The following is a 21,772-nucleotide window of genomic DNA, read 5'->3' as shown; positions in this document are numbered from 1 at the left end:
ACCTCACGTACGGTTTGATGAGGGGGAACAGGAAAAGGACTTGCCCACTTGTCTGGCTTAGTAAGGTGGAACACCCTGAAACCCGAGGACAAGAAGGGCAAAGTCTAATTCCTGTTTTCTACTCTACAAGCAATCCCATAAAATTGATATTCTGCTAAAATGGGAATAGATAGAATAGGAGGGGTTGAGTACATGTTTACACCTGAAACTGCATCAGTTGCTTTTATTGGAACAGGAGTAATGGGCAGTAGCATGGCAGGGCATTTACTGGCTGCCGGTTACCCTGTAACTGTCTTCACAAGAACAAAGGAAAAGGCGGAAAAACTTCTTGAACACGGTGCTGATTGGGTAGAAACGCCCGGCGATGCCGCGCGGACATCAAATGTTATTTTCACGATGGTTGGCTATCCGCATGATGTAGAAGAAGTGTACTTTGGTGAGCAGGGCCTTTTTGAACAGGCTAAAGAAGGCACTTACTTTATTGACATGACGACTTCAACACCAACGCTTGCGATTAGGCTGTATGAAGAAGCGAAACGGCGCGGCATGTACTCAATTGATGCACCTGTTTCGGGAGGGGATATCGGTGCCAGGGAGGCGAGACTAGCCATCATGGCAGGAGGGGATGAAGAAGCCTTCCAAGAAGTGCTGCCCCTGTTTGAAAAAATGGGAACCAATATCGTTTACCAAGGGAAGGCAGGTTCCGGGCAGCATACGAAAATGTGCAATCAAATTGCTATCGCCTCGAACATGATTGGGGTTGCGGAAGCAATTGTGTATGCCGAGAACGCCGGCCTCGACCCGGAAAATGTTTTAAAAAGTATATCAACAGGCGCAGCAGGCAGCTGGTCTTTATCAAATCTTGCTCCAAGAATTATCAATGGCAACTTTGAACCTGGATTTTACATAAAGCATTTTATTAAAGACATGAAAATCGCTTTAGAAGAAGCGGCCAAAATGGGAATGGAAGCGCCAGGGCTGGCCCTTGCGAAATCTCTCTATGAGCAGCTTGCTGAAAGAGGCGAAGAAAACAGCGGCACTCAGGCGATTTATAAATATTGGCAAAATCAACCTTGAAAAATTAAGCCCCCGCGATTTTTCAGCGGGGGCTTACTATTAATTAGTTCAAATAGGACTCCAACAGGTAGTTATAGGCCGAACTAAAAACTTGTACATAGTTGAATGGAGCGGAATGCACGAAGACTCCTCGAAAATCGTGAATTATGCTATCGCATAATTCCTTCGAGGCCAATTCACGGAAGCTTTCCTTGTACTACGCATTTCCTTCGTGCAAAGCCCATTCGAGGAAGCTATTTGTCCTGCGGGATGAAGCGGCAAGGTGGAGACCCCACAGGCGCCATAGCGCCGAGGAGGCTCCACTGACGCCCCGCGGAAAGCGAAGTGCCTCGTGACCGGAAAAAACCACCTGTCCCTGCGTTGATTATTCTCAGAAGCTTTCCTTTGTGAAGCGCAATTCAACGACAACGTTCAAAAATTTAGTTCGTTTTATATAACATGAATTCTTATTAGTAAATATTCTAAATATTTGTAAAAAATAAAAACAAATAATGTTATACTAAATTTGGCTGGACACTAGCTTGAGATGAATTGATGAATTGATTGGAGATGGAGCGATGGAACAAACAGAGACTGTAAAAAATAGTACTTCCACACCAGTAATGAATAGGACGGGCTGGAAGCTTTATTTTACATTGCCAATTTTCTCATGGGCTTTATATGATTTTGCCAATACGATCTTTTCCTCAAATATCAATACAATTTTCTTTCCTTTTTATATGACAGAAGCCATAGGAAACAATGAGGTGTTAAATCAGATCGCCAGTACATTCATTTCCTATGCTAATGCGGTTGCAAGTTTTTTCCTCGTCCTATTTTCGCCGCTTTATGGAGTTATGATTGACCGGACAGGGCAAAAAAGGAAGTACATTATCATTTTTACGATTATCGCAGCTGCAGCGACCATCCTTATGGGCGTCTTCGGAGGTGCGAGCTTCTCCGGAAAATGGTTTGGCATGCCAATTCCACTTGTAACAGTCCTTCTATTATTCGTTATTGCAAAGTTTTTTTACCATTCAAGCCTAGTTTTTTATGATGCAATGATTTCAGATTTAGGTACGAGGCAGGAAATTCCGCTTATTTCAGGTTTTGGGGTAGCGGTCGGGTATGTGGGAACACTTGTAGGGCTGACGGTTTATCCATTTGTGGGTGATGATGGTTTTCATGAGGCATTTATCCCTTCAGGAATCATGTTTCTCATTTTTTCATTGCCATTATTCTTTTTTGTAAAAGACAAACCGCACCCTTCACCGAAAAAAGAGCCTTTTTTGACGGGTTATAAGGAAATTATTACAACATTTAAGGAAATGAAGGCCCATAAAAACATCTTTACATTTATGATTGCTTACTTCTTCCTGAATGACTCAATCGCTACAACCATCGCTATGATGGCTGTTTACGCGAAGACGATTGTCGGTTTTTCCACAGGGCAGTTCATTCTCCTTTATCTTGTTTCAACCGTTTCCAGTATCATCGGCTCTTTTATTTTTGGGTATGTTACGAAGAAAACAGGAGCCAGAAAAGCGGTTTATTATGTAGGGATTCTCTTGTTAGTCGCACTGGTGATTGCCACTTTGGCGGTAAACGGGGCTATGTTCTGGGTTGCCGGCAGTATGTTTGGGGTTGCTCTTGGCTCGATGTGGGTGACAACGAGGACGTATATTGTCGATTTGACGCCTGAAAATAAACGGGGGCAATTCTTTGGGTTGTTCGCTTTTTCCGGAAAGGTATCCTCCATTATCGGACCATTGCTTTATGGAAGTATTACGTTGGCCTTTGCCGATTACGGGAATATTGCAAGCCGAATGGCGCTGGGGTCGCTCATTATCCTCACTGCAATTGGTCTTTTGGTACACAGAAGGATAAAAGAAGAATAAACCCCAAAAAGCCGGCCATGCCGGCTTTTTGTTCTTTCCGTACTCCTTCTGGTCAATAGCTTTCTCCAAGCTTCTTGAAGACGGGTTTCTGATAGGATCGCTTACCGCGTGGGGGCTGCTGGGGCTCGGAAATTCCGGTGTAGGACTTCAGAAGAGTTTTTGCCCTCGTAAGTGAAAGGGCTGTTTTAGGATTCCTCGTCAGCCCATCAAGAGAGCCAAGATGCGGCAGTTCTGAAAAATCCTTTTTTTCAGGAGGGATATGGAATGTATAGTCCCCGCATCCAATGAGAACATCGGATTGCTGTCTGCTGTTCCTTGGGTTATTTGAAAAATGGAGGCCGATTTTTTTTGCTTTGCCCTCAAGAAGTAGCTTTTTTATTGCTTCATGTTTTAGGAGATACAAGAATTTTGGATCGGGAGCTGTCTTCGCATGCCGATTGACAATAAAAATGGCTTGGGAGAGGTTGTTTATAGAAAAATGATTTTCTGAAGAATTGGTATGTTTGCTATTCAAGCAAAGTCTCCTTTCATTTTAACTTTTTCTATTATTATAGCCTTATTTACATGTAAATTGAAACTATTCCTTAAAAAAACGCCAGTCTATGGCGCTCTGCTATGCTTTTAATTTTGCTGTTTGTGCTTGGTTCGCCGTTAACCGTGTTAACAAAATCCCCAACCCTAAAAGACTGGTTAACGCTCCTGCCCAGACCATAACATATGAGACTCCTATCATTTTTGCGAGCATGGCTCCCGCTGCTGGAGCTATGAGCATTGAAAAAGTCTGGATGGATGCCGCCGCGGCGGATACCCTCGCCATCATATCGCCTGGTGTTTGGGACTGCAGCACATAGCCATAAGGGACCGATTGGCTCGAGCCGAGTAATCCTAACAGAAAAGCGCCGGCCATCCAGCCAACTTGCGGAAGACTGAAAATTTTCAAGCCGCCCAGCCCGATTGCTACGATCAAGGTGCCGCTGAACAAGGATGAACTTGCCATTAGCTGAATGGGGAGGCTTTTCCATTTTGTCCAGTTTCCTAATAGAATAGAGCCTGCCACACTGCCAAAGCCTACAGCGCTCACTAAAAGCCCAAATTCCTCGCCGTTAAAGCCAATTTCCTTTACGATAAAAACGAACAGTCCGTCATATAAAAAGATGATAAAAAATGCTGCTGCGGAAAGGATCACAGATAACTTTAATAAGGGAGTAATGTATATATGGCGGATGCCTGCCAAGAATTCCTTTCGAAACGAACTATTTTCCTTTTTTTGTTCCAGATTGGGTACTACATGGGGTTTTTCAACTTTAGGAAGCAAGAATAAAAACAGGAGACCAATGAAAAATCCGGCAATTTCAAATAAGAAAGGACTCTTTGCTCCAAATAGTGAAATAAGTGCGGCGCCAAGTGCGGGTCCGATGATTTTTGTTGAGTTTACGGAAAGCTGGCTTAATGTTACTGCTTGAGGCAATTCATCTTCTGGTACGACAGACCGGATCATACTTTGCCTGGCTGGATCATAAAGCGCTGCTGCCGTTCCTTTAAGAAGGACGAAGAAGAGGAGAAAATATAAATTTGGCGAAAAATAAAGGCCGGCAACGAAAACAAGCTTTAAAGCAAGGCTTGAAATCATCACCGTTTTTTTAGATAACCTTTCAACAAATACCCCGGCGAATGGACCAATGACTACCCAAGGAAGTCCCATCGCAATAATGACGGCAGCGATTGCTCCTTCACCTAACCCCCAATGATAGGCAATCACAACTTGAATGGCGATGAAGTCCAGCCAATTGCCAAGATCAGAAAAAATCTGCGCAGTGAACAGGGAACGGAAGGACTTATTTTTTAAGGCAGAAAACATATTACCCTTCATGATCGCTGGCTCCTTTATGCGCGTCCTTGCGCCTTTGTTTTATTTCTTCCGCAAGCCCAAATGGGTCTTGGGGAGCGGGTAAATCACCCTTCTCCAAGGCGGAGATTGTATCCTCTATCCACTCGATTTCTGCTCTGAGCCTCGATTCTTCATACCGGAGTGCAAGCTTGCCAATTCCGCTGACATAGGAAGTTCCATTATTGGGCCAAAAGTTAACGAATGCAAGAAGTTCCTGGCTTTTTTCCTTACGCTTTTCTAAATGAGCAATTAATTTGCGGGCATCCAAATCTTCATGCCAGGATGCCATTTTCATCAATAGCTCATCTTTTATTAAGGGATATTCAGGAGTTTTATAAAGCCAGTTTTCGAGTTCATCCCATCCTTCGCGGGTTAGTTCATACAAAACTCTTTTTCTCCCTTGTAAATTGTTTTCGTACGCTTTAATCCATCCTGACTCCTCGAGCTTTTTCAGTTTAGGGTAGATGCTGCCATAACTCATTTCCCAGAACAAGCCCGCTCCTTTATGTTCAAATTCCGCTTTAATGTCGTATCCCGACTTTGGTTTAAAACTTATGACGGCAAGAATAGTATGTTCTATGGACATTAAAAGGCCTCCATGTATCAACTTGATATATCATAATGATATGTCAATTGTTAAAAAAATGCAACTACTTTTTTCCAGGGATTAGAAGAATTTTTTCGACTTTTTCCCACTCCACAATATTCTTATAGTATGATAGAGATACGGAATATTATCGAAGTTTAAAAGATTTTAGCAGATGGCCCTGGCCGCTGCCTTATTAACTGAATCCTGCTGCTAGCCGAGGGTGATATGATGAAATTCAGCAATGAAGTATTGGGCTATGTTCAAAGTGAAGGGATGCAGGGAGCCGAATTGGAACCTGTCATTTTTGATTTAATTTTTAAACATATAAAAGATATGGTTTTTATCATGAAGGTCGAAGAAGGGCCTGTTTTTCGCTACTTATTTGCCAATCAATCCGGGATGAAAATGGCCGGCATTTCGCAGGAATCAATCGGAAAGACATTTCAAGAGGCATTGCCGAATGAGGTATACTCCTATCTTCAGCGAGAATATGAAAAGGCTCTTTCAAGTACGGCTCTTATTACCGTTTTTGATAGCGCTACCATAGCTTCAGGGGAAATATTTTACGGGGAAACGATTCTATCACCTGTAAAGGATCCTAATGGAGAAATCCGGTATATCGTCGCTATAACAAGGGATGTTACGGATTATGTAAAAGAAAAAAATAAAATTATTGAGAGTGGCCAAAGATACAGGTCAATCGTGGACCAGAATATGGATGCGATTTTTTCTATTAATATGGAAGGCCGGATTCTGGAGGCCAATCCGGCTGCGGCTAAATTAACTGGTTATGATGAAAAAGAGTTATTGGATTTTTCCATCTATGACCTTGTCTCTGATTCGGATTTTGCCAGCTTTAAAACACTCGTTGAAAACACTGGGAGCGGAATGGCATTGGAATCAATGGATTGCCGGTTCACCCATAGAAAAGGGCAGCTGCTGACTCTACATATCAAAACGGTGCCTATTATCGTGTTTGGGGAAATTAGGGGAATTTATGTTATCATCCGAGATATTTCAGAGCAATCAAAAAATGTCGAGATGATCAAATATATGGCCTTCCATGATCAGTTGACTGGCCTTTTGAATAGGCGGGCTTTGTTGGATAAGCTGAATGAACAGCTTTTTTTACCTGACCGGAACCGGAAGGAATTTGCCCTGATTTCCATTGACCTTGACCGGTTTAAATATCTAAATGATTCACTCGGGCATCTTGTCGGAGATGAAATATTGAAAAAAACGTCAAGCCGCCTGCTTGAATGCCAAAATGACAGATGCTTTGTTTATAGGCAGGGCGGTGATGAATTCATCATTCTTCTTCTTGAAACAAACAGGAAGGCTACCGCTTTTTTTGCCCAACGGATATTGTCCATGTTTAAACGGTCATTTTATTTTAATTCTCAGGAATATTATATTTCCCCAAGCATTGGCATTAGCATGTATCCCAGCGATGGGAGAGATGCGGAAACTCTTTTAAAAAATGCTGATGAGGCTCTTTACCGAGTGAAAGAGAGAGGGCGTGCGCATTATCAGTTTTATAGGACTGATATGAATTCAGCGATTACAAATTTTCTTGCGATTGAGACTCATCTAAGAAAAGCCATTGAAAAGGGAGAGCTTTTCCTTCACTACCAACCACAGATAGACCTGGTAACAGGAAAAGCCAGGAGTTTCGAAGCGCTTCTCCGCTGGAACTCGATTGAGCTTGGGCCTGTTTCGCCAGGGTTATTCATTCCATTGGCAGAAGATACCGGCCTGATTATTTCAATCGGGAATTGGGTGATTGAAAATGCCTGCAAACAGATTCGTCTTTGGAATAAAAAAGGATATACTGATTTCAGGGTGGCAATTAATATCTCTCCGAAACAGCTGCAGCAGCCTAATTTTATTTCATACTTGAAAAACGCGCTGGAGAAGCACAATGTCCATCCATCAAGCCTGGAAATTGAAATAACAGAAGGTTCCATGGAGAATACAAATGAAGCGGTGCCCGCCCTAAAAAAGTTAAAAAAACTTGGAATTACAATAGCAGTCGACGACTTCGGCACAGGTTATTCATCTTTAAGCTACTTAAAGCAGTTCCCGATTGATGTACTAAAAATTGATCAATCCTTTGTTAAGGACATAATTGGAAACGATAAAGATGCTGCCATTGCCTCCGCCATTATTCACCTAGGCAAGAGCCTGGGCGTGGAAGTCATAGCAGAAGGCGTGGAGACAGCTTTGCAAGCTGACTTTCTCACAAAAGAAGAGTGCCATAAAGCACAGGGATACTTTTTCTCAAAGCCGCTGCCCGCAAACGAAGCAGAAGAGAAATACCTGAGTCTGCCAATGGTTTTACAAGAATATAGCTAATGAAAAGTCCTTTATCCCCTTGATAAAGGACTTTTTAATTTTGGTCAGACAGTTTTTTTAATGTAAATACAGTCAGTTCAGGTTTAGCCATGAAACGGAAGGGCAGTCTTGTTGTTCCAAGGCCGCGATTCACATAAAGAGTTAAAGGCATATTCCCTTCAACTTTATAAAAGCCTTCGTGGTACCTTTCCGCAAAGGGTGGTTTGACCAATGCACCGAAAAAAGGAATCTTAATCTGTCCGCCATGGCTGTGGCCGCTAAGTTGGAGGTGAATTCCGTATTGTGAAGCTTCATCAGCCAGGTCGGGAGCATGGGATAGTAATATTTTGTAAGCATTTTCCGGGATATGACCAATAGCTCTTTCAATATTTGGCTTTCCGAGCATGGCATCGTCGATTCCGGCCAAAAATAATGATTGTCCTTTTATGGAAATAGCAGCACTTTCATTAAGGAGTATCAGGAATCCTGAATCTTCCATTACCTTTTTATAAATTTCAGTTCCGTACCCGCCATGATCGTGGTTTCCATAAACTGAAAATTTCCCCAAAGGTGCTTTTATGTTTTGCAAAATAGGAATAATCTTCTCAATTGAACGATACTTATTCGGTTCATCCATTAAATCACCATTGAAAATGACAATATCCGGTTGCAATTTATTGATTTTTTTCGACAATTGCTCAAGCTGTTCCAGCGTGTATTGGAAGCCTAAATGTGTATCGCTGAATTGGATGATCCGAATTCCGCTAAAGTTATTGGGGATAAGTGGATGGGATATGTCAAGAGATTGAATGTCGAGGAGGACAGGTTCGATTTCCTTCGCATAAAAATATCCAGATGTGCCTAAGCCGAAAACCGCTGCCGCGCCTCCCAAAAGTGATTTAATAAAAGACCTCCGCGTTTGTTTTTTCATTACTATCTCCCAGCCTATCATTCTCGCTACATTTAGAGTATATGTACGTAGTTTTAATACTAGCAAAATTAAATTAAGAAAAGAAGTGAATTCCGCATTCAGAAGTAGTGTAAATTTTCGGAAAGTATCCAGGGGTATGCTAAGCTTTATGTAACATAGTGGAGGAGGTTCGGGGAAATGAAAGGTAAAACAGTTATTGTTACCGGCGGCTCTAATGGAATGGGGAAATACATGGCAAAAAAATTCATAGATGCTGGTGCGAATGTTGCCATCACAGGCAGATCTCATGAAAGACTTGTGAAGGCGAAAGATGAAATGACAGATAGAAAGGGCAAGGTTTTAACAATTGAAATGGACGTCAGGAAACCAGAGGATGCAACCCGGATGGTAAAGGAGACAATCCGCGAGTTCGGCAAAGTCGATTTTCTTGTTAACAATGCCGCCGGGAACTTTCTGTGTCCCGCAGAAAAGCTGTCGCCAAACGGCTGGAAAGCAGTCATTGATATTGTCCTGAATGGGACATTTTACTGCAGCAGTGAGGTTGGCAGGTACTGGATTGAAAAAGAAATCGAGGGAAGGATGATCAATATGGCAGCCACGTATGCTTGGGGGGCTGGAGCTGGGGTCATACATTCCGCTGCGGCAAAGGCCGGGGTCCTATCAATGACAAGGACGCTTGCTGTGGAATGGGGCAGAAAGTATGGGATCCGAGTAAATGCTATCGCTCCTGGCCCGATTGAACGGACGGGTGGCGCTGAAAAGCTGTGGGAGTCCGAGGATGCCGCGAAAAGGACGATTGACAACGTCCCGCTTGGACGGCTTGGACGGCCTGAGGAAATTGCTGAATTGGCTTTGTTTCTCTTTTCACCTCAAGCTTCGTATATAAATGGGGATTGTATCACAATCGATGGCGGGCAATGGCTGAACCAACATCCATTTTAAATGTCATTTAGGCATGGCATTGACCAGGTACCTATTGGATTTTGTAACATATTAAATAACCGGATTAGAAAAGTTTTAACTCAGGACTTCCTTCCTGTTTTTCTCGAGGTGCGAATGGCCTGGTTACATAGGCCGTTCAGAGGGTATAGAGTAACATATGAGTTTTGTCAAATCATTCGTTTGTAATTGTTACACACTCTGTAGGCAGTCAACCCGACGAATAAAAATACTTGGCACTAAGAGAAAACAAGGGGAGATAGAGTATGAAAAAAGCGTTAGTGTTCATATGTGCATTGATCTTGTTCATGCCTGTTTATTCCAAGGCTGAAACAGGAAGAACAGATAGGGATGAAATTTTAACGTCGCTTAAAAAAGGGTATGAGGCGCAAATGTCTTTAAGTGAGCAGCTTAGGACAAAGAAAGAAATTGATGAAGTGCTTTCGCCGTACTTTACTGATGATTATAAAGCACTTTTCTGGGATGCGAATGTTATAGAGGAAAACGGCAAGTATGTTACGTACGGTTCGGATTTTGCCCAGTTTTATATCCCTTATTATGAGTTTTCGAACTCTACTGAGGTTGTTATTGACCAGGATAAGGCATACGTATTTGAATTTTTTCCGGCAAACACGGAAGGACCTGTTGGCTATGAAGACCATTATGAGGGCTTGCTACTAGAAAAAGAAAAGGGCACTTGGAAGGTATCAGAGTATTTATACAACCAGATACCTGAGTCTATTCTACACAAGTCCGCAAAGATGAAAAGCGAAACAATATCGGTAAACATCCCTCCTGCCGCAAAAACCGAAATAAGCGGGGAAGCTGAAGCGGCTTCTATTCAATTTCAAATTGGAATGAACCCAATTGCAACCGTGTTCCAGTATGCGGCCTTTCTGGGCTCTAATCACTCATACGGATTTGGGGATTTATTTAACAATTAAAATGGACTGCTGGTACTAGAAAATTAATTCCTGGCCGCCCGTAATTTATAGGGCGGTATTTTTATTAAATCGAAAAAATTAGAAATTCCATTAGATTTTACTTGTATGTAACTGCAAACTTACTTTATGCTGTTTATATTGGCAAACAAGGTTAGGGTATTTCTATAAATCCTAAGTTCATGAATGGATAGAAACTTGCTTGTTGAGAAATCTAATAGCATACGCTTGTTTGTGTTTGAAAGGAGAGAAAGTATGTCACAGCTACAAGGAATTATTACACGGCTGAAGAATTTGCAGGAACAGTCTGGGAGCGGTGAACCGGCACAGAGGTATTTTGAAGTAAATGGTGAAAGGAAATGCCAAGTCACGTTCCAACCAAAGACTGAAACATTTGAACTGGAAGTTTATAATGATAAGGAAAAGCCGAAGCGCTACCAATTCGATAATATTGATATGATGACGATTGAAATTTTCGATTTGATTCAGTAACAGAACAAAAGCGCAAGCGCCTTCGTGACAGGCAAAAACCGCCTCGAGACAGGCACAGATCGCCTGTCTCTGCGATGCAAATTCCTGGGAGCTTTCCTTTGTGTCCCTGCGATGATTATTCCCGGGAGCCTTCCTTTGTGGTCATCGCCGTACAAACTGGAAGGGCTTCGACTGAGATAAAGGAATCACGAAGAGCGTGAGCGCATTCGTGCATGACTTATCGTAGGGAGGAGACCTGAAGTTTGCGCACGCGTAGGCGCTGAAGCTAGATGTAACCTTGCTTGGTAAATGAATTATAAATAGTAGAGGAATCAATAGTTACCTAAAAGAGAACAAGGGAACCTGATGCGGGTTCCTTTTTCCTTGGGTCCCTCATATAGTAAATAAACCAACAACATGAAAAACTGTGTTAGAATAGATACGGTGTATAACAAATTTGAGGAGTATTCGGCGATGATTAGTCTTCATAGTAGTGAATTTTTGGAAATTAGCATTCTGGATTTATTGATTCCATCCGAGCGGGTAGCCCATGTTCAAGTCGGCAACAATTTGCAGCACGCATTACTGGTGCTTACAAAAAGCGGCTATACCGCCATTCCAGTACTCGATCCTCATTACAGGCTTCACGGCTTAATCAGTACGAGGCTCATTATGGATTCCATACTAGGGCTGGAGCGGATTGAATTTGAAAAGCTTGAAGAAAAACGGGTTGAGGAAATCATGGTTCGGGCTGTTCCAAGGGTAAGGATGGACTCTTCCGTTACCCGTTGCATTGAACTGCTCATTAACAATCCTTTTTTATGTGTAGAGTCAGGAGATGGCCTTTTTGAGGGCATTCTTCCTAGAAGTACGGTTTTAAATCAGTTAAACAAACATTTAAAGAAACTGAATAAGAAGAATTAGAAACTGAATGAAAAGACAATATGGCTCCCAGTTGGGGGCTCTATTGTTTTACTAGTAAAAGTTATATTTGAAAGAGGTGCAGTTTGTGGGAGAGGCTCTGAATGCTCCAATTAGAAAAACAAAGAGAACGAGGAGGCCGTTTGTACTTGCCGCTGTCATGCTCGCCATGTTCATGGGGGCAATAGAAGCAACCATCGTCTCGACCGCAATGCCCGCCATTGTTGGCGAGTTGGGAGGTTTCTCCCTTTATAGCTGGGTGTTCTCCTCTTATTTGTTAATGAATGCCGTTACAGTACTGATCTATGGAAAACTTGCTGATTTATTTGGAAGAAAGCCAGTTCTCCTGTTTGGGCTTACTGTGTTTATGATAGGCACCATCCTATGCGGATTTGCCGAATCAATGGAAATGCTGATTGTTTACAGACTGATTCAAGGGGTCGGTGCCGGTGCGGTCATGCCAATCGCAACAACAATTGTAGGTGATATATACAGCACGGAAGAAAGAGCGAAAATTCAAGGCTATCTTTCGAGCGTATGGGGAATTTCAGCTGTCCTTGGACCTGCAATCGGCGGTTTCCTTGTCGAGTATGTCAGCTGGCATTATGTTTTCTGGGTCAATATTCCACTGGGTATCTTATCCATGGCCGGCCTATGGTTTTTCCTTCATGAGCAGGTTGTGAAGAAAAAGCATAAAATCGATTACCTTGGTGCGATTCTCATTACAATAGGAATCTCTTCCTTAATGTATATATTGGTTGAAGGCGGCCACCGCTGGAACTGGGTATCCTTGCCATCAATCCTTTTGTTTTCCGTTAGCGCTGCCGCCATCGCTCTGTTTGTCGTTCAAGAGCGGCGGGCAGCTGAACCAATGATGCCTTTTTCCATTTGGAAAGAAAAATCAATTTTTATTGCCAATACCGTTTCACTGACAACAGGAGTGATGCTAATTGGCATATCAAGCTTCCTGCCCGCCTTCGTTCAAGGCGTCATGGAACAGTCCCCGATTGTAGCTGGTTTTGCCTTGACGGCAATGTCAATAGGCTGGCCAATTGCTGCAACAGTGTCGGGAAGGCTGGCATTGGCCAAAGGTTATCGGTTTACTTCCTTGATTGGAGGGGTTTGCCTTGTGGCGGGAGGCGCCCTTTTTGCAATGATGACTCCTACTGCCGGGCCTATCTGGGCGGCTGCCGGCTCTTTCGTTACAGGAGTAGGGATGGGCTTAACCTCAACAGCATTCATCCTACTCATTCAGGGTACGGTCAGCTGGCAGCAAAGAGGGATAGCGACAGCCTCCAATATGTTTATGAGAAACCTTGGGAATACAATCGGTGCGGCTTTACTTGGTGGCATATTGAATAGCCGCTTCATGTCTTATTTGGAGGAAAATGGGACAAGCGGGGAGGATAGCCCGACACTCGAAACAGCCAACCTCCTCCTCGATCCGAATGAAAGGACATCCCTTCCCGCCGAAGTGAAGGTACTCTTGCAGGACGGGCTTACGGTTTCCCTTCATACTGTTTATTTGGGTGTCCTTTTATTTGCGATAATTAGCATCGTATTAATTTTCTTTTTGCCAAAAAAACGACCTTCCTAAAGTCCGGGATTTTCCCGGGCTTTCTTCTTTGTAAAATTTCTTATTCATGTTTCATTTGCGCTATAATATAAGAAAAACTTATGGAGGAATTGGAATGTCCTCGCTTTCAGAATTTCATTTGCTTTCCGTACTTGCTCAGGAAATGAATATGCGCAAAGCATCGGAACGTTTATTTGTTTCTCAACCGGCACTATCACAGCGCCTGCAATCAATAGAAAAAGATTGGGCGGCGAAACTGTTTATCCGGTCACAAAAAGGGCTTACTTTAACCCCGCAAGGAGAAGAGATAATCAGGTTTGTAAACGGGGTTTTAAAAGAAGAAGAAAAGGTAAGAGAGTCCATCCGTTCCATGGAATCCGGTGTTTCCGGCACATTGAAGATTGCCGTCGCCACCATCGTCGGCCAGCACTGGCTGCCTAAAGTTTTGAAAAAATACATAGAACGTTATCCCCAGGCAAAAATATCCCTTGTAACAGGCTGGAGCAGTGAAATTCTCAAGTCGCTTTATGACCAACAAGTACACATAGGCATCATCCGGGGAACGCCCGAATGGAAGGGCAAGAAAATCCATTTGTTTGAGGACAGGCTGTTTCTTGTCGATAGGGAAATTTCCAGTATGGAAGAGGTAGTGAAAACCGACCGCCCATTTATTCAGTTTAAAAGCGACTCGAATTACTATCAGGAAATACAGGACTGGTGGCACAGACAATTTACTTTTCCGCCAAAAAGAACTGTCGTGGTTGACCAAATTGAAACATGTAAACAAATGGCTATCAACGGCATTGGGTATGCCATTCTTCCCGAAATAACCTTAAACGGGGAGGAAACAGAAATTTATAAACTTCCTCTCCTAGACCAGGATGGGCGGCCAATCAAGCGTGACACTTGGCTGCTTGGTTATGAGTCTGCATTTGAATTAAAGCAGGTTAGGGCATTTACTGAGTTGGTTTCCCAGTATAGTCATGAAGGACGTTAACTTGCATGGCTACATCTTGCTTCAGCGCCTATGCGTGCGTAAACTTCAGGTCTCCTCCCTACGATAAGTCATGCACGAATGCGCTTAGTGCTCCTGCGCCATAGCATATTCAGGAAGCTTACCTTCAGTTCGCCGCAAAGCCCATGAAGGACTTCACAGATGCTAATTCATGAAGTACTGCAGGTAGTAGCTTCGCTCTTCGTGATTCCTTTATCCCACTCTTAAGGGGAAGTCAAGCCTCCTCCGTTGGCAACTGACCCTAAAGGTCCGATTCGTGAGATACAGTGAAACTTGCGGCTGTGCATTTCAGCGGCTTAGTTGAACCAATCGGGTTCGTAGTGCCGCTTAGTCGCCGTGCTCTTTGGCGAATTAGCGGCACTAGAACGGGACTAACCATCAGCAAAAATCGCTGATGGAAGTTTCACTTTATCTCAGTCGAAGCCCTTCCTGTTTGTACGGCGATGACCACAAAGGAAAACTCCTCAGAATAATCATCGCAGGGACACAAAGGAAAGCTTCCAGGAATTTGCATCGCAGAGACAGGCGATCTGTGCCTGTCTCGAGGCGTTTATTGCCTGTCACGAAGGCGCCTGCGCTTTTGTTCCGTCTCTGCAGTTTGATGGATTATGCCTTGAAGTCATCCAAATGGCTAAAATGTAAGCAGACTATTATTCGTATTTATTTGGTTATGATAAACTGATTATTGGGTCATTTATTAGCGTAACATAGGAGATCTTGGGTAAACCTAATAGAGTCCGTTTTGCAGGCAATACTTATTATTTAATTAAATTTATTCTTTGTTTAGTTTGACTACAATTAGAGCTTGGCCTATAATTGTCAGTGTGAGAGAGAAATGGAACTTGCTGCCATCTCGAACTACTTCATTAGGAGGGATCTTCATGCCAGAACGCATGGTAGGAAAACAGGCGCCGCGATTTGAAATGGATGCGGTTATGCCGAATAAAGAATTCAAGAAAGTCAGCCTTGAAGAAAACATGAAAAATGATAAGTGGACTGTGTTGTTCTTCTACCCGATGGACTTCACATTTGTATGCCCAACTGAAATTACGGCCCTCTCTGACCGCTATGACGAGTTTGAAGACCTTGATGCAGAAGTGATTGGCGTATCCACGGATACGATTCACACGCACCTTGCCTGGATTAAAACTGATCGCAAGGATAATGGTCTGGGCGACCTTAATTATCCGCTGGCGGCAGATACGAACCATCTTGTTTCCCGTGACTATGGCGTTCTGATTGAAGAAGAAGGAATTGCGCTCCGCGGCCTTTTTATCATTAGTCCAGAGGGTGAGCTGATGTACTCCGTTGTGAACCATAACAACATTGGCCGCGACGTAGACGAAACACTCCGTGTCCTCCAGGCTCTGCAAACAGGCGGACTCTGCCCTGCAAACTGGAAGCCGGGCCAGGAAACTCTAAAAATATAAACAACCTTAAACCTGAAGGCGGAATCAATCATTGATCACTGATAAGACCTAACCATTTAAATGTTAGGTCTTTTTTTCGCAAAATTAGAACATGATTTGGAGGTAATATAATGAAATTACGTGAACCGATGCCGGAATTGACCGGTGCTGTTGAATGGCTGAATGGGGAAGTTACCAGGGAAGAATTAACTGGAGAAAAGCCTACCCTCATTCACTTTTGGTCGGTCAGCTGCCATCTTTGCAAGGAAGCGATGCCTCAGGTGAACCAATTCCGTGACGACTATAAGGATAAGTTGAATGTTGTAGCTGTCCACATGCCAAGGTCTGAAGATGATTTAAACATGGAAGAGGTTAAAAAGACCGCGGCGGAGCATGGCATTACCCAGCCGATCTTTGTTGATAGCGAGCATAAGCTGACAGACGCATTTGAAAACCAGTATGTCCCTGCCTATTACGTATTTGATCGTGAAGGGAAGCTGCGTCATTTCCAAGCAGGGGGAAGCGGCATGAAGATGCTAGAAAAGCGCGTAAACCGTGTACTGGATGAATTGGAGAAAAATGAATAGAAAAGTTTAAAGAGCTGGATTTGACCCAGCTCTTTTTTTCTGCCACTTAACATGCCGGGTCTACGTCTACTATATAAAGGTAGATAGGAGCGTGAGATGATGGCTCGGATAAAACCCTTATTTTTCTTCTTCCTTTTAGTCTTGATGGCTAGTTTGGGCGCTTGCAGTGGAGACAACCAATCGGAAGATGCCAAACTGTCGGGAAAAGCAGATGGGAATAGCTCGTCAAGGGAGTTGGGGAACTCTTCAGGAGGGGCTGACAGCTCTTTTGAAGACAGGGGGGGCAGCGATAAACAAGTTGAGCAAAACGAAGGTGAAAAACCAAAATCCGGTGACAGAATGGTCATTCGGCAGGCGGAATTGCATGTCCGTGTGAAGAACTTTAAAGAAGCACAAAGTATGTTGGAAAGAAAAGCAGAGCAGTTTGGCGGCTATATTGTAAATTCAACTGTTTCGAGGGACGGAGACGAACAATTGAGTGGGAATATGACAATTAGAATACCTGCTGATAAATTTGAAGCTTTTTTGCATGAGGCAGAAGGGGAAGCCGCCGAAGTACTTGACAGGGTAGTCCGCGGTGAGGATGTGACGGAGCAATATGTGGATCTTGAGTCCAGGCTGAAATCGAAAAGGGCGGTTGAGGCGAGACTGCTGGAGTTTATGAAAAATGCTGATAAGACTGAAGATCTTCTAAAAATCTCTTCAGATCTCGGGGCTGTGCAGGAAGAAATTGAGCAATTGACCGGGAAGATTAAATACTTTGAAAATCAAGCTTCCATGTCAACCATTACGATTTCCTTTTTCGAGAATAAAGTAGTTGCAAAAGGTACTGTTCCTAGTGAGTTGAATACGTGGGAACGGACAGAGAAACAATTTATTAGCAGTATGAATTTTCTTTTATCCTTTTTTTCGAGTCTAATTGTCTTTCTTTTTGGTAATCTTCCTGTTTTCCTTACGATGACCGCGATTGGATTCCTTATTTTCATTTTTTTAAAAAAAGTGAAAAGAAGGGAATAGCGCTTGTTTTACTGAACCGTCAGCCCAAAGTAATATTCCAGTTTCCTTGTTTTTTTGATACTATAGGAGGAAAGATTGTTCCTTGGGGGAATTTATGTGAAGAAAGATTTTGCAGTCATTGGACTTGGCCGCTTCGGTGGAAGCATTTGCCGCAGGTTATCCGAACTAGGAATGGAAGTCCTTGCGATGGATAATGATGAGGAGAGAGTCAATGAATACGCTTCAATCGCCTCCCATGCGATTCTCGGGGATTCGACCGATGAAGCCGTTTTAAAGGGGATTGGAATTAGGAACTTTGACCATGTCATTGTAGCGATAGGCGATAATATTCAGGCAAGCATTTTGACGACTTTGATTTTGAAGGAACTTGGCGTAAAACATGTTACGGCGAAAGCCTTGAATGATTACCATGAAAAAGTGCTGTTAAAAATCGGCGCGGATATGGTGGCCCACCCCGAGAGGGATATGGGAATCAGGATTGCGAATAATATTTCGACAAGCAATGTTCTGGATTACCTGGATGTTTCAGATGAACATAGCATCGTAGAAATTGTCGCGAATGAAAAGCTCGGCGGACATACAATCATTGATTTAAATATACGAGCCAGATATGGGCTCAATATAGTAGCGATCAAAAGAGGCGAGGATATTATTGTTTCGCCTATGGCCAGTGAAAAAATCTGGCTCGGTGATATATTGATTATCATAGGTGCTGATTCGGACATCGAAAGGTTCCGGAAAAAAGTGATTGAATAATTAGCAATGTATATCAAAAAAAAGGAAGCTTGCGCCAGCGCAAGCTTCCTTTTTCTATATTTCCATAATAATCGGCAGGATCATCGGCCTGCGTTTTGTTTTTTCGTATAGGAACGGCCCGAGTGTATCGGTTATTTCGTTTTTAATTTCCGACCATTGAGTCGTTTTGCGGTCCATTATCTTATTCAGGTGTTTTGAAATAAGAGCTTGTGCATCATTGATGAGGTCTCCAGATTCGCGCATATAAACAAATCCACGCGAGATCAGGTCAGGACCTGAGGCAATCTTGAATTCCTTCATATTAATGCTAACTACAACAACGACAAGGCCCTCTTCAGACAAGATCCTTCTATCCCGCAAAACGATATTTCCAATGTCACCCACTCCGCTTCCATCAATGTAGACAGAGCCGGAGGGAATCTTGCCGGCAATCTCCGCGCTATCCTCGGAAAGGGCAAGCACTTCACCGTTATCCATAATGAAGCAATTTTCCTTAGATACTCCGCAATCAACAGCAAGTTGAGCATGCATTTTTTGCATTCTGAACTCCCCGTGGATCGGCATAAAGAACTTTGGCTTAATTAAACGGAGCATTAGCTTTTGTTCTTCTTGGCCCCCGTGCCCTGAAGTATGGATATTGCTAAGTTTTCCATGGATGACGTCAGCCCCCGCGCGGGACAGCATATTAATCGTCCGGCTAACGCTTATTGTGTTCCCAGGAATTGGGGAAGATGAAAAGACTACCGTATCACCAGGGTTGATCTGGATTTGGCGGTGTGTCCCATTGGCAATCCTGGAAAGGGCGGCCATCGGTTCACCTTGGCTGCCGGTACAGAGGATGGTTACTTGATTTGCCGGAATCCTATTAATTTGCTGGGCATCAATAAAGGTCTCCTTTGGAGCGCGAATATAACCAAGATCCTGGCCAATGTTTATTGCGGCCTCCATACTTCTTCCAAAGACAGCTACTTTTCTGCCGTTTGCAACAGCGGCTTCTACAACCTGCTGAAGCCTGTGGATATTGGATGCAAAGGTAGCAAAGATAATTCTGCCGTCCACCTTACGGAAGATGTCATCAATGCTTTCTCCTACACGGCGTTCGGACATCGTGAAATCCGGAATTTCACTATTGGTGCTGTCGGAAAGGAGGCAGAGAACACCCTCTCGTCCGATTTCAGCCATTTTTGTAAGATTAGCCGGCTCACCGACAGGAGTGAAATCGAATTTGAAATCACCAGTATGGACGATTTGTCCATTCGGAGTTTTCACTACAATTCCATAAGAATCAGGAATACTATGGGTTGTCCGGAAAAAGGTCACGGCAGTTTTCCGGAATTTTATTACATCATCTTCCTTTATTTCAATTAATTTTGAAGTTCTCAACAATCCATGTTCTTCCAGTTTGTTTTTGATTAGGCCCAATGCTAACTTGCCGCCATAAATAGGGACATTGATTTCTCGTAAAAGGTAAGGAATGCCGCCAATATGGTCTTCATGGCCGTGGGTAATAAATAGACCTTTAATTTTTTCGACATTTTTAACAAGATAAGAATAATCGGGAATCACATAATCGATTCCCAGCAGTTCATCTTCGGGGAATTTAATGCCCGCATCAATCACGATGATTTCATCCTGGAATTGGACTGCATACGTATTTTTTCCGATCTCTCCAAGTCCGCCCAAAGCGAAAACTGCGGTTTGATCATTTTTAACCAATTTCATAAATTATCAAATCTCCAATACTTTAAAGTCTTCATTTTGATTTTCATACTGCAGGTAAGCCCCATCCACCTGCTGAACATACTCGATATTGTAGCCTCTCCCGGAAAGTTTTTTACGAACTGCCCTTTCCGATTCGCCTTCGAGATATAAGGATTTTGTGTTTTCCCTTATAGGCACTTCATTCAATCTTTCTTGATAATAAATTTTGAACAACATTTACACTCGCTCCTGTCTCCACATTGCATTTTCTATCTTTAAATACCTGGAAACCGCCAATCGCCTGATTGCTGGCTTTCCGGGAATTAAATAACTTCGTTCATTGTGCCGCTGCATAACAATGTACAATAAGGAAGGAGCCCTTCGCAAGTTTGAAGGGCTCAAAACATTAGGCAATGGATTTTTTTCGTAATAAATCTTTCCACTGTTTTAAAAGCTTTTTTCTTAGCTTCTTTAACATAGTGGATCATCTCCTTACTCTTATTTTAAACCATCCTTGTCCAAAGTAAAGCAACGATGAGTAAAATAAGGTAAATTTTTACGGCCTATGTGAATTTGCTGTGCAAATCCTGCCCTTTCTTTACTAATATTATATGCCGGAAAGTGTAAAAATTTCATGGTTAATGATGGGATTGGCAGTTGTTAGCAATTAGACAAATATTTTTGAAAAAAGTATACATGCGGCAATCTTGAATAAGTCATTCGATCCTTTGTTTTTATTCTTTTACCCTAATTCAAGTTTTATTAATCGACCTACCATTATCTCTTCCCCTGGGGCTAACCTTATATATAGGTTGAACTATATATCTTCTTTGTAAATGGAATATAATGGTTGACTTGCGCTTCAGGCACTTCGCTTTCCGCGGGGCGTCAGTGGAGCCTCCTCGGCGCTATGGCGCCTGTGGGGTCTCCACCTTGCCGCTTCATCCCGCAGGAGTCTTCGTGCCTTCCGCTTCAATCAACAACTCTTCAGATTAATTTGTGTAAAAATTATGTTCGACCTATATATGAAAAAGCTGCTCCGCCAATAACGGAGCAGCTTTTCATCTTTCTATTGCAATGGCATTCTCAATCGGTTTATGCGGATTGTTTTTGTCGATATGGTCATAGAACATAATTCCGTTGAGATGGTCAATCTCATGCTGAAAAACAATCGCGGAGAGTCCCTTTAGACGGAGTTTGAGTTCAGTTCCGTCAAGGTTGAATCCTTTTATTGTGACTCTTGCATACCGGGGGACAAAGCTTGGGTATGGCTCGTCAACAGACAGGCAACCTTCTCCCGCTGTTAGGTAGGCTTTCTCAACCGAATGGCTTACAATGCGGGGGTTAAATAAAGCGTAACTAAGCAGGGTTCCTTTGTCATCTTGGACGTGAACAGCAATCATTCTTTTTAATACATTGATTTGCGGCGCGGCCAGTCCGATACCCGGGCGTAACCCATACTTTTCAGCGATGACGGGATCCTGGCTGTTCATCACATAATCAAGTAAACTGGAAAGAATCTGTTTATCCTCATCAGAAGGTGGCAGTTGGACTTCAGATGCCGTTTTTCTTAACGAAGGGTGGCCGTCGCGAATAATATCGTCCATTGTAATCATATTTGTTCACTCCTGTATTACAAATACATTGATTCATTTCCTCGTCCTTTAGAATAGAGGAATTGAAGCATGACAATAGTCTATCAAACAATTTACAAAAAGTTAATAAGGACATACAGATGGTGAT

Annotated in this window: 20 protein-coding genes; 13 read left to right on the top strand and 7 right to left on the bottom strand. The window is 42.9% G+C overall.

The window, feature by feature from the left end:
- Positions 1-192 precede the first annotated feature (192 nt).
- Entirely contained in the window at positions 193-1,077 is an 885-nt protein-coding gene (locus D1B31_RS22870; protein ID WP_118924833.1) for an NAD(P)-dependent oxidoreductase, read from the top strand.
- Positions 1,078-1,634: 557 nt separating this feature from the next.
- Positions 1,635-2,954, top strand: coding sequence for an MFS transporter (locus D1B31_RS22865; RefSeq protein ID WP_240035404.1), 1,320 nt, complete (start codon positions 1,635-1,637; stop codon positions 2,952-2,954).
- 52 nt (positions 2,955-3,006) lie between these two features.
- Here the strand turns inward: D1B31_RS22865 and D1B31_RS22860 are convergent, their stop codons facing one another.
- The 3 genes from D1B31_RS22860 to D1B31_RS22850 form a co-directional block, all read right to left on the bottom strand.
- On the bottom strand, positions 3,007-3,468 hold the full coding sequence (locus D1B31_RS22860) for a YkyB family protein (RefSeq protein ID WP_118924831.1): 462 nt from the start codon (positions 3,466-3,468) through the stop codon (positions 3,007-3,009).
- Positions 3,469-3,567: 99 nt separating this feature from the next.
- Positions 3,568-4,824 (bottom strand): MFS transporter, encoded by a 1,257-nt coding sequence (locus D1B31_RS22855; RefSeq protein ID WP_118924829.1) that lies wholly within the window; start codon positions 4,822-4,824, stop codon positions 3,568-3,570.
- Complete coding sequence (locus D1B31_RS22850) at positions 4,814-5,428, bottom strand: PadR family transcriptional regulator (RefSeq protein WP_118924827.1); 615 nt, start codon at positions 5,426-5,428, stop codon at positions 4,814-4,816. The genes D1B31_RS22855 and D1B31_RS22850 overlap by 11 nt, the downstream gene beginning before the upstream one ends.
- Positions 5,429-5,656: 228 nt before the next feature.
- On the opposite strand from D1B31_RS22850, the gene D1B31_RS22845 reads away from it, so the two are divergent.
- Entirely contained in the window at positions 5,657-7,786 is a 2,130-nt protein-coding gene (locus D1B31_RS22845) for a sensor domain-containing protein (protein WP_240035403.1), read from the top strand.
- Positions 7,787-7,820: 34 nt separating this feature from the next.
- On the opposite strand, the gene D1B31_RS22840 is transcribed toward D1B31_RS22845, so the two are convergent.
- Positions 7,821-8,696 (bottom strand): metallophosphoesterase, encoded by an 876-nt coding sequence (locus D1B31_RS22840; protein ID WP_240035402.1) that lies wholly within the window; start codon positions 8,694-8,696, stop codon positions 7,821-7,823.
- 177 nt (positions 8,697-8,873) lie between these two features.
- Between D1B31_RS22840 and fadH the strand changes: the two genes are divergently transcribed.
- The 10 genes from fadH (at position 8,874) to D1B31_RS22790 (ending at position 18,328) form a co-directional block, all read left to right on the top strand.
- Entirely contained in the window at positions 8,874-9,638 is a 765-nt protein-coding gene (gene fadH, locus D1B31_RS22835) for a 2,4-dienoyl-CoA reductase (RefSeq protein WP_118924823.1), read from the top strand.
- Positions 9,639-9,901: 263 nt separating this feature from the next.
- A complete protein-coding gene (locus D1B31_RS22830) occupies positions 9,902-10,579 on the top strand; it encodes a DUF3993 domain-containing protein (RefSeq protein ID WP_118924821.1) in 678 nt (225 codons plus the stop codon).
- A 252-nt stretch (positions 10,580-10,831) separates the two neighbouring features.
- Positions 10,832-11,068: a YkuJ family protein gene (locus D1B31_RS22825; RefSeq protein WP_118924818.1), complete on the top strand. Its 237-nt coding sequence runs from the start codon at positions 10,832-10,834 to the stop codon at positions 11,066-11,068.
- Between the two features lie 453 nt (positions 11,069-11,521).
- Positions 11,522-11,971 carry a cyclic-di-AMP-binding protein CbpB gene (gene cbpB / locus D1B31_RS22820; protein WP_118924816.1) on the top strand — a complete coding sequence of 150 codons (450 nt, stop codon included), beginning with the start codon at positions 11,522-11,524 and terminating at the stop codon, positions 11,969-11,971.
- An 85-nt stretch (positions 11,972-12,056) separates the two neighbouring features.
- On the top strand, positions 12,057-13,565 hold the full coding sequence (locus tag D1B31_RS22815; RefSeq protein ID WP_275670744.1) for an MDR family MFS transporter: 1,509 nt from the start codon (positions 12,057-12,059) through the stop codon (positions 13,563-13,565).
- 94 nt (positions 13,566-13,659) lie between these two features.
- Positions 13,660-14,541 carry a LysR family transcriptional regulator gene (locus D1B31_RS22810; RefSeq protein ID WP_118924814.1) on the top strand — a complete coding sequence of 294 codons (882 nt, stop codon included), beginning with the start codon at positions 13,660-13,662 and terminating at the stop codon, positions 14,539-14,541.
- Positions 14,542-15,440: 899 nt separating this feature from the next.
- Positions 15,441-15,989, top strand: a complete 549-nt coding sequence (locus D1B31_RS22805; RefSeq protein WP_118924811.1) for a peroxiredoxin — start codon at positions 15,441-15,443, stop codon at positions 15,987-15,989.
- Between the two features lie 110 nt (positions 15,990-16,099).
- The gene (locus D1B31_RS22800; RefSeq protein WP_118924809.1) at positions 16,100-16,555 is read left to right on the top strand and encodes a TlpA family protein disulfide reductase; all 456 of its coding nucleotides are present in this window, start codon (positions 16,100-16,102) and stop codon (positions 16,553-16,555) included.
- A 96-nt stretch (positions 16,556-16,651) separates the two neighbouring features.
- On the top strand, positions 16,652-17,572 hold the full coding sequence (locus tag D1B31_RS22795) for a DUF4349 domain-containing protein (RefSeq protein ID WP_118924807.1): 921 nt from the start codon (positions 16,652-16,654) through the stop codon (positions 17,570-17,572).
- A gap of 96 nt (positions 17,573-17,668) precedes the next feature.
- Positions 17,669-18,328, top strand: coding sequence for a potassium channel family protein (locus tag D1B31_RS22790; protein ID WP_118924837.1), 660 nt, complete (start codon positions 17,669-17,671; stop codon positions 18,326-18,328).
- 54 nt (positions 18,329-18,382) lie between these two features.
- Here D1B31_RS22790 and rnjA read toward each other — a convergent pair whose 3' ends face one another.
- The 3 genes from rnjA to def all read right to left on the bottom strand — a co-directional run bounded on the left by rnjA (position 18,383) and on the right by def (position 21,645).
- Positions 18,383-20,050, bottom strand: coding sequence for a ribonuclease J1 (gene rnjA / locus D1B31_RS22785; protein WP_118924805.1), 1,668 nt, complete (start codon positions 20,048-20,050; stop codon positions 18,383-18,385).
- Between the two features lie 6 nt (positions 20,051-20,056).
- Positions 20,057-20,266: a DNA-dependent RNA polymerase subunit epsilon gene (locus D1B31_RS22780; protein ID WP_118924803.1), complete on the bottom strand. Its 210-nt coding sequence runs from the start codon at positions 20,264-20,266 to the stop codon at positions 20,057-20,059.
- 824 nt (positions 20,267-21,090) lie between these two features.
- Entirely contained in the window at positions 21,091-21,645 is a 555-nt protein-coding gene (gene def / locus D1B31_RS22775) for a peptide deformylase (protein ID WP_118924801.1), read from the bottom strand.
- Between the last annotated feature and the right edge of the window lie 127 nt (positions 21,646-21,772).

The sequence above is a fragment of the Neobacillus notoginsengisoli genome (assembly GCF_003515685.1).
Classification (GTDB): Bacteria; Bacillota; Bacilli; order Bacillales; family Cytobacillaceae; genus Bacillus_D; species Bacillus_D notoginsengisoli.
Note: the sequence above shows the minus strand (reverse complement) of the source record. Positions and strands in the feature narration are given on the sequence as shown.

Coding starts and splice junctions, on each gene's coding strand:
- D1B31_RS22870 (WP_118924833.1), top strand. CDS start 193: ATGTTTACACCTGAAACTGCATCAGTTGCTTTTATTGGAACAGGAGTA.
- D1B31_RS22865 (WP_240035404.1), top strand. CDS start 1,635: ATGGAACAAACAGAGACTGTAAAAAATAGTACTTCCACACCAGTAATG.
- D1B31_RS22855 (WP_118924829.1), bottom strand. CDS start 4,824: ATGAAGGGTAATATGTTTTCTGCCTTAAAAAATAAGTCCTTCCGTTCC.
- D1B31_RS22850 (WP_118924827.1), bottom strand. CDS start 5,428: ATGTCCATAGAACATACTATTCTTGCCGTCATAAGTTTTAAACCAAAG.
- D1B31_RS22845 (WP_240035403.1), top strand. CDS start 5,657: ATGATGAAATTCAGCAATGAAGTATTGGGCTATGTTCAAAGTGAAGGG.
- D1B31_RS22840 (WP_240035402.1), bottom strand. CDS start 8,696: ATGAAAAAACAAACGCGGAGGTCTTTTATTAAATCACTTTTGGGAGGC.
- fadH (WP_118924823.1), top strand. CDS start 8,874: ATGAAAGGTAAAACAGTTATTGTTACCGGCGGCTCTAATGGAATGGGG.
- D1B31_RS22830 (WP_118924821.1), top strand. CDS start 9,902: ATGAAAAAAGCGTTAGTGTTCATATGTGCATTGATCTTGTTCATGCCT.
- D1B31_RS22825 (WP_118924818.1), top strand. CDS start 10,832: ATGTCACAGCTACAAGGAATTATTACACGGCTGAAGAATTTGCAGGAA.
- cbpB (WP_118924816.1), top strand. CDS start 11,522: ATGATTAGTCTTCATAGTAGTGAATTTTTGGAAATTAGCATTCTGGAT.
- D1B31_RS22810 (WP_118924814.1), top strand. CDS start 13,660: ATGTCCTCGCTTTCAGAATTTCATTTGCTTTCCGTACTTGCTCAGGAA.
- D1B31_RS22805 (WP_118924811.1), top strand. CDS start 15,441: ATGCCAGAACGCATGGTAGGAAAACAGGCGCCGCGATTTGAAATGGAT.
- D1B31_RS22800 (WP_118924809.1), top strand. CDS start 16,100: ATGAAATTACGTGAACCGATGCCGGAATTGACCGGTGCTGTTGAATGG.
- D1B31_RS22795 (WP_118924807.1), top strand. CDS start 16,652: ATGATGGCTCGGATAAAACCCTTATTTTTCTTCTTCCTTTTAGTCTTG.
- rnjA (WP_118924805.1), bottom strand. CDS start 20,050: ATGAAATTGGTTAAAAATGATCAAACCGCAGTTTTCGCTTTGGGCGGA.
- D1B31_RS22780 (WP_118924803.1), bottom strand. CDS start 20,266: ATGTTGTTCAAAATTTATTATCAAGAAAGATTGAATGAAGTGCCTATA.
- def (WP_118924801.1), bottom strand. CDS start 21,645: ATGATTACAATGGACGATATTATTCGCGACGGCCACCCTTCGTTAAGA.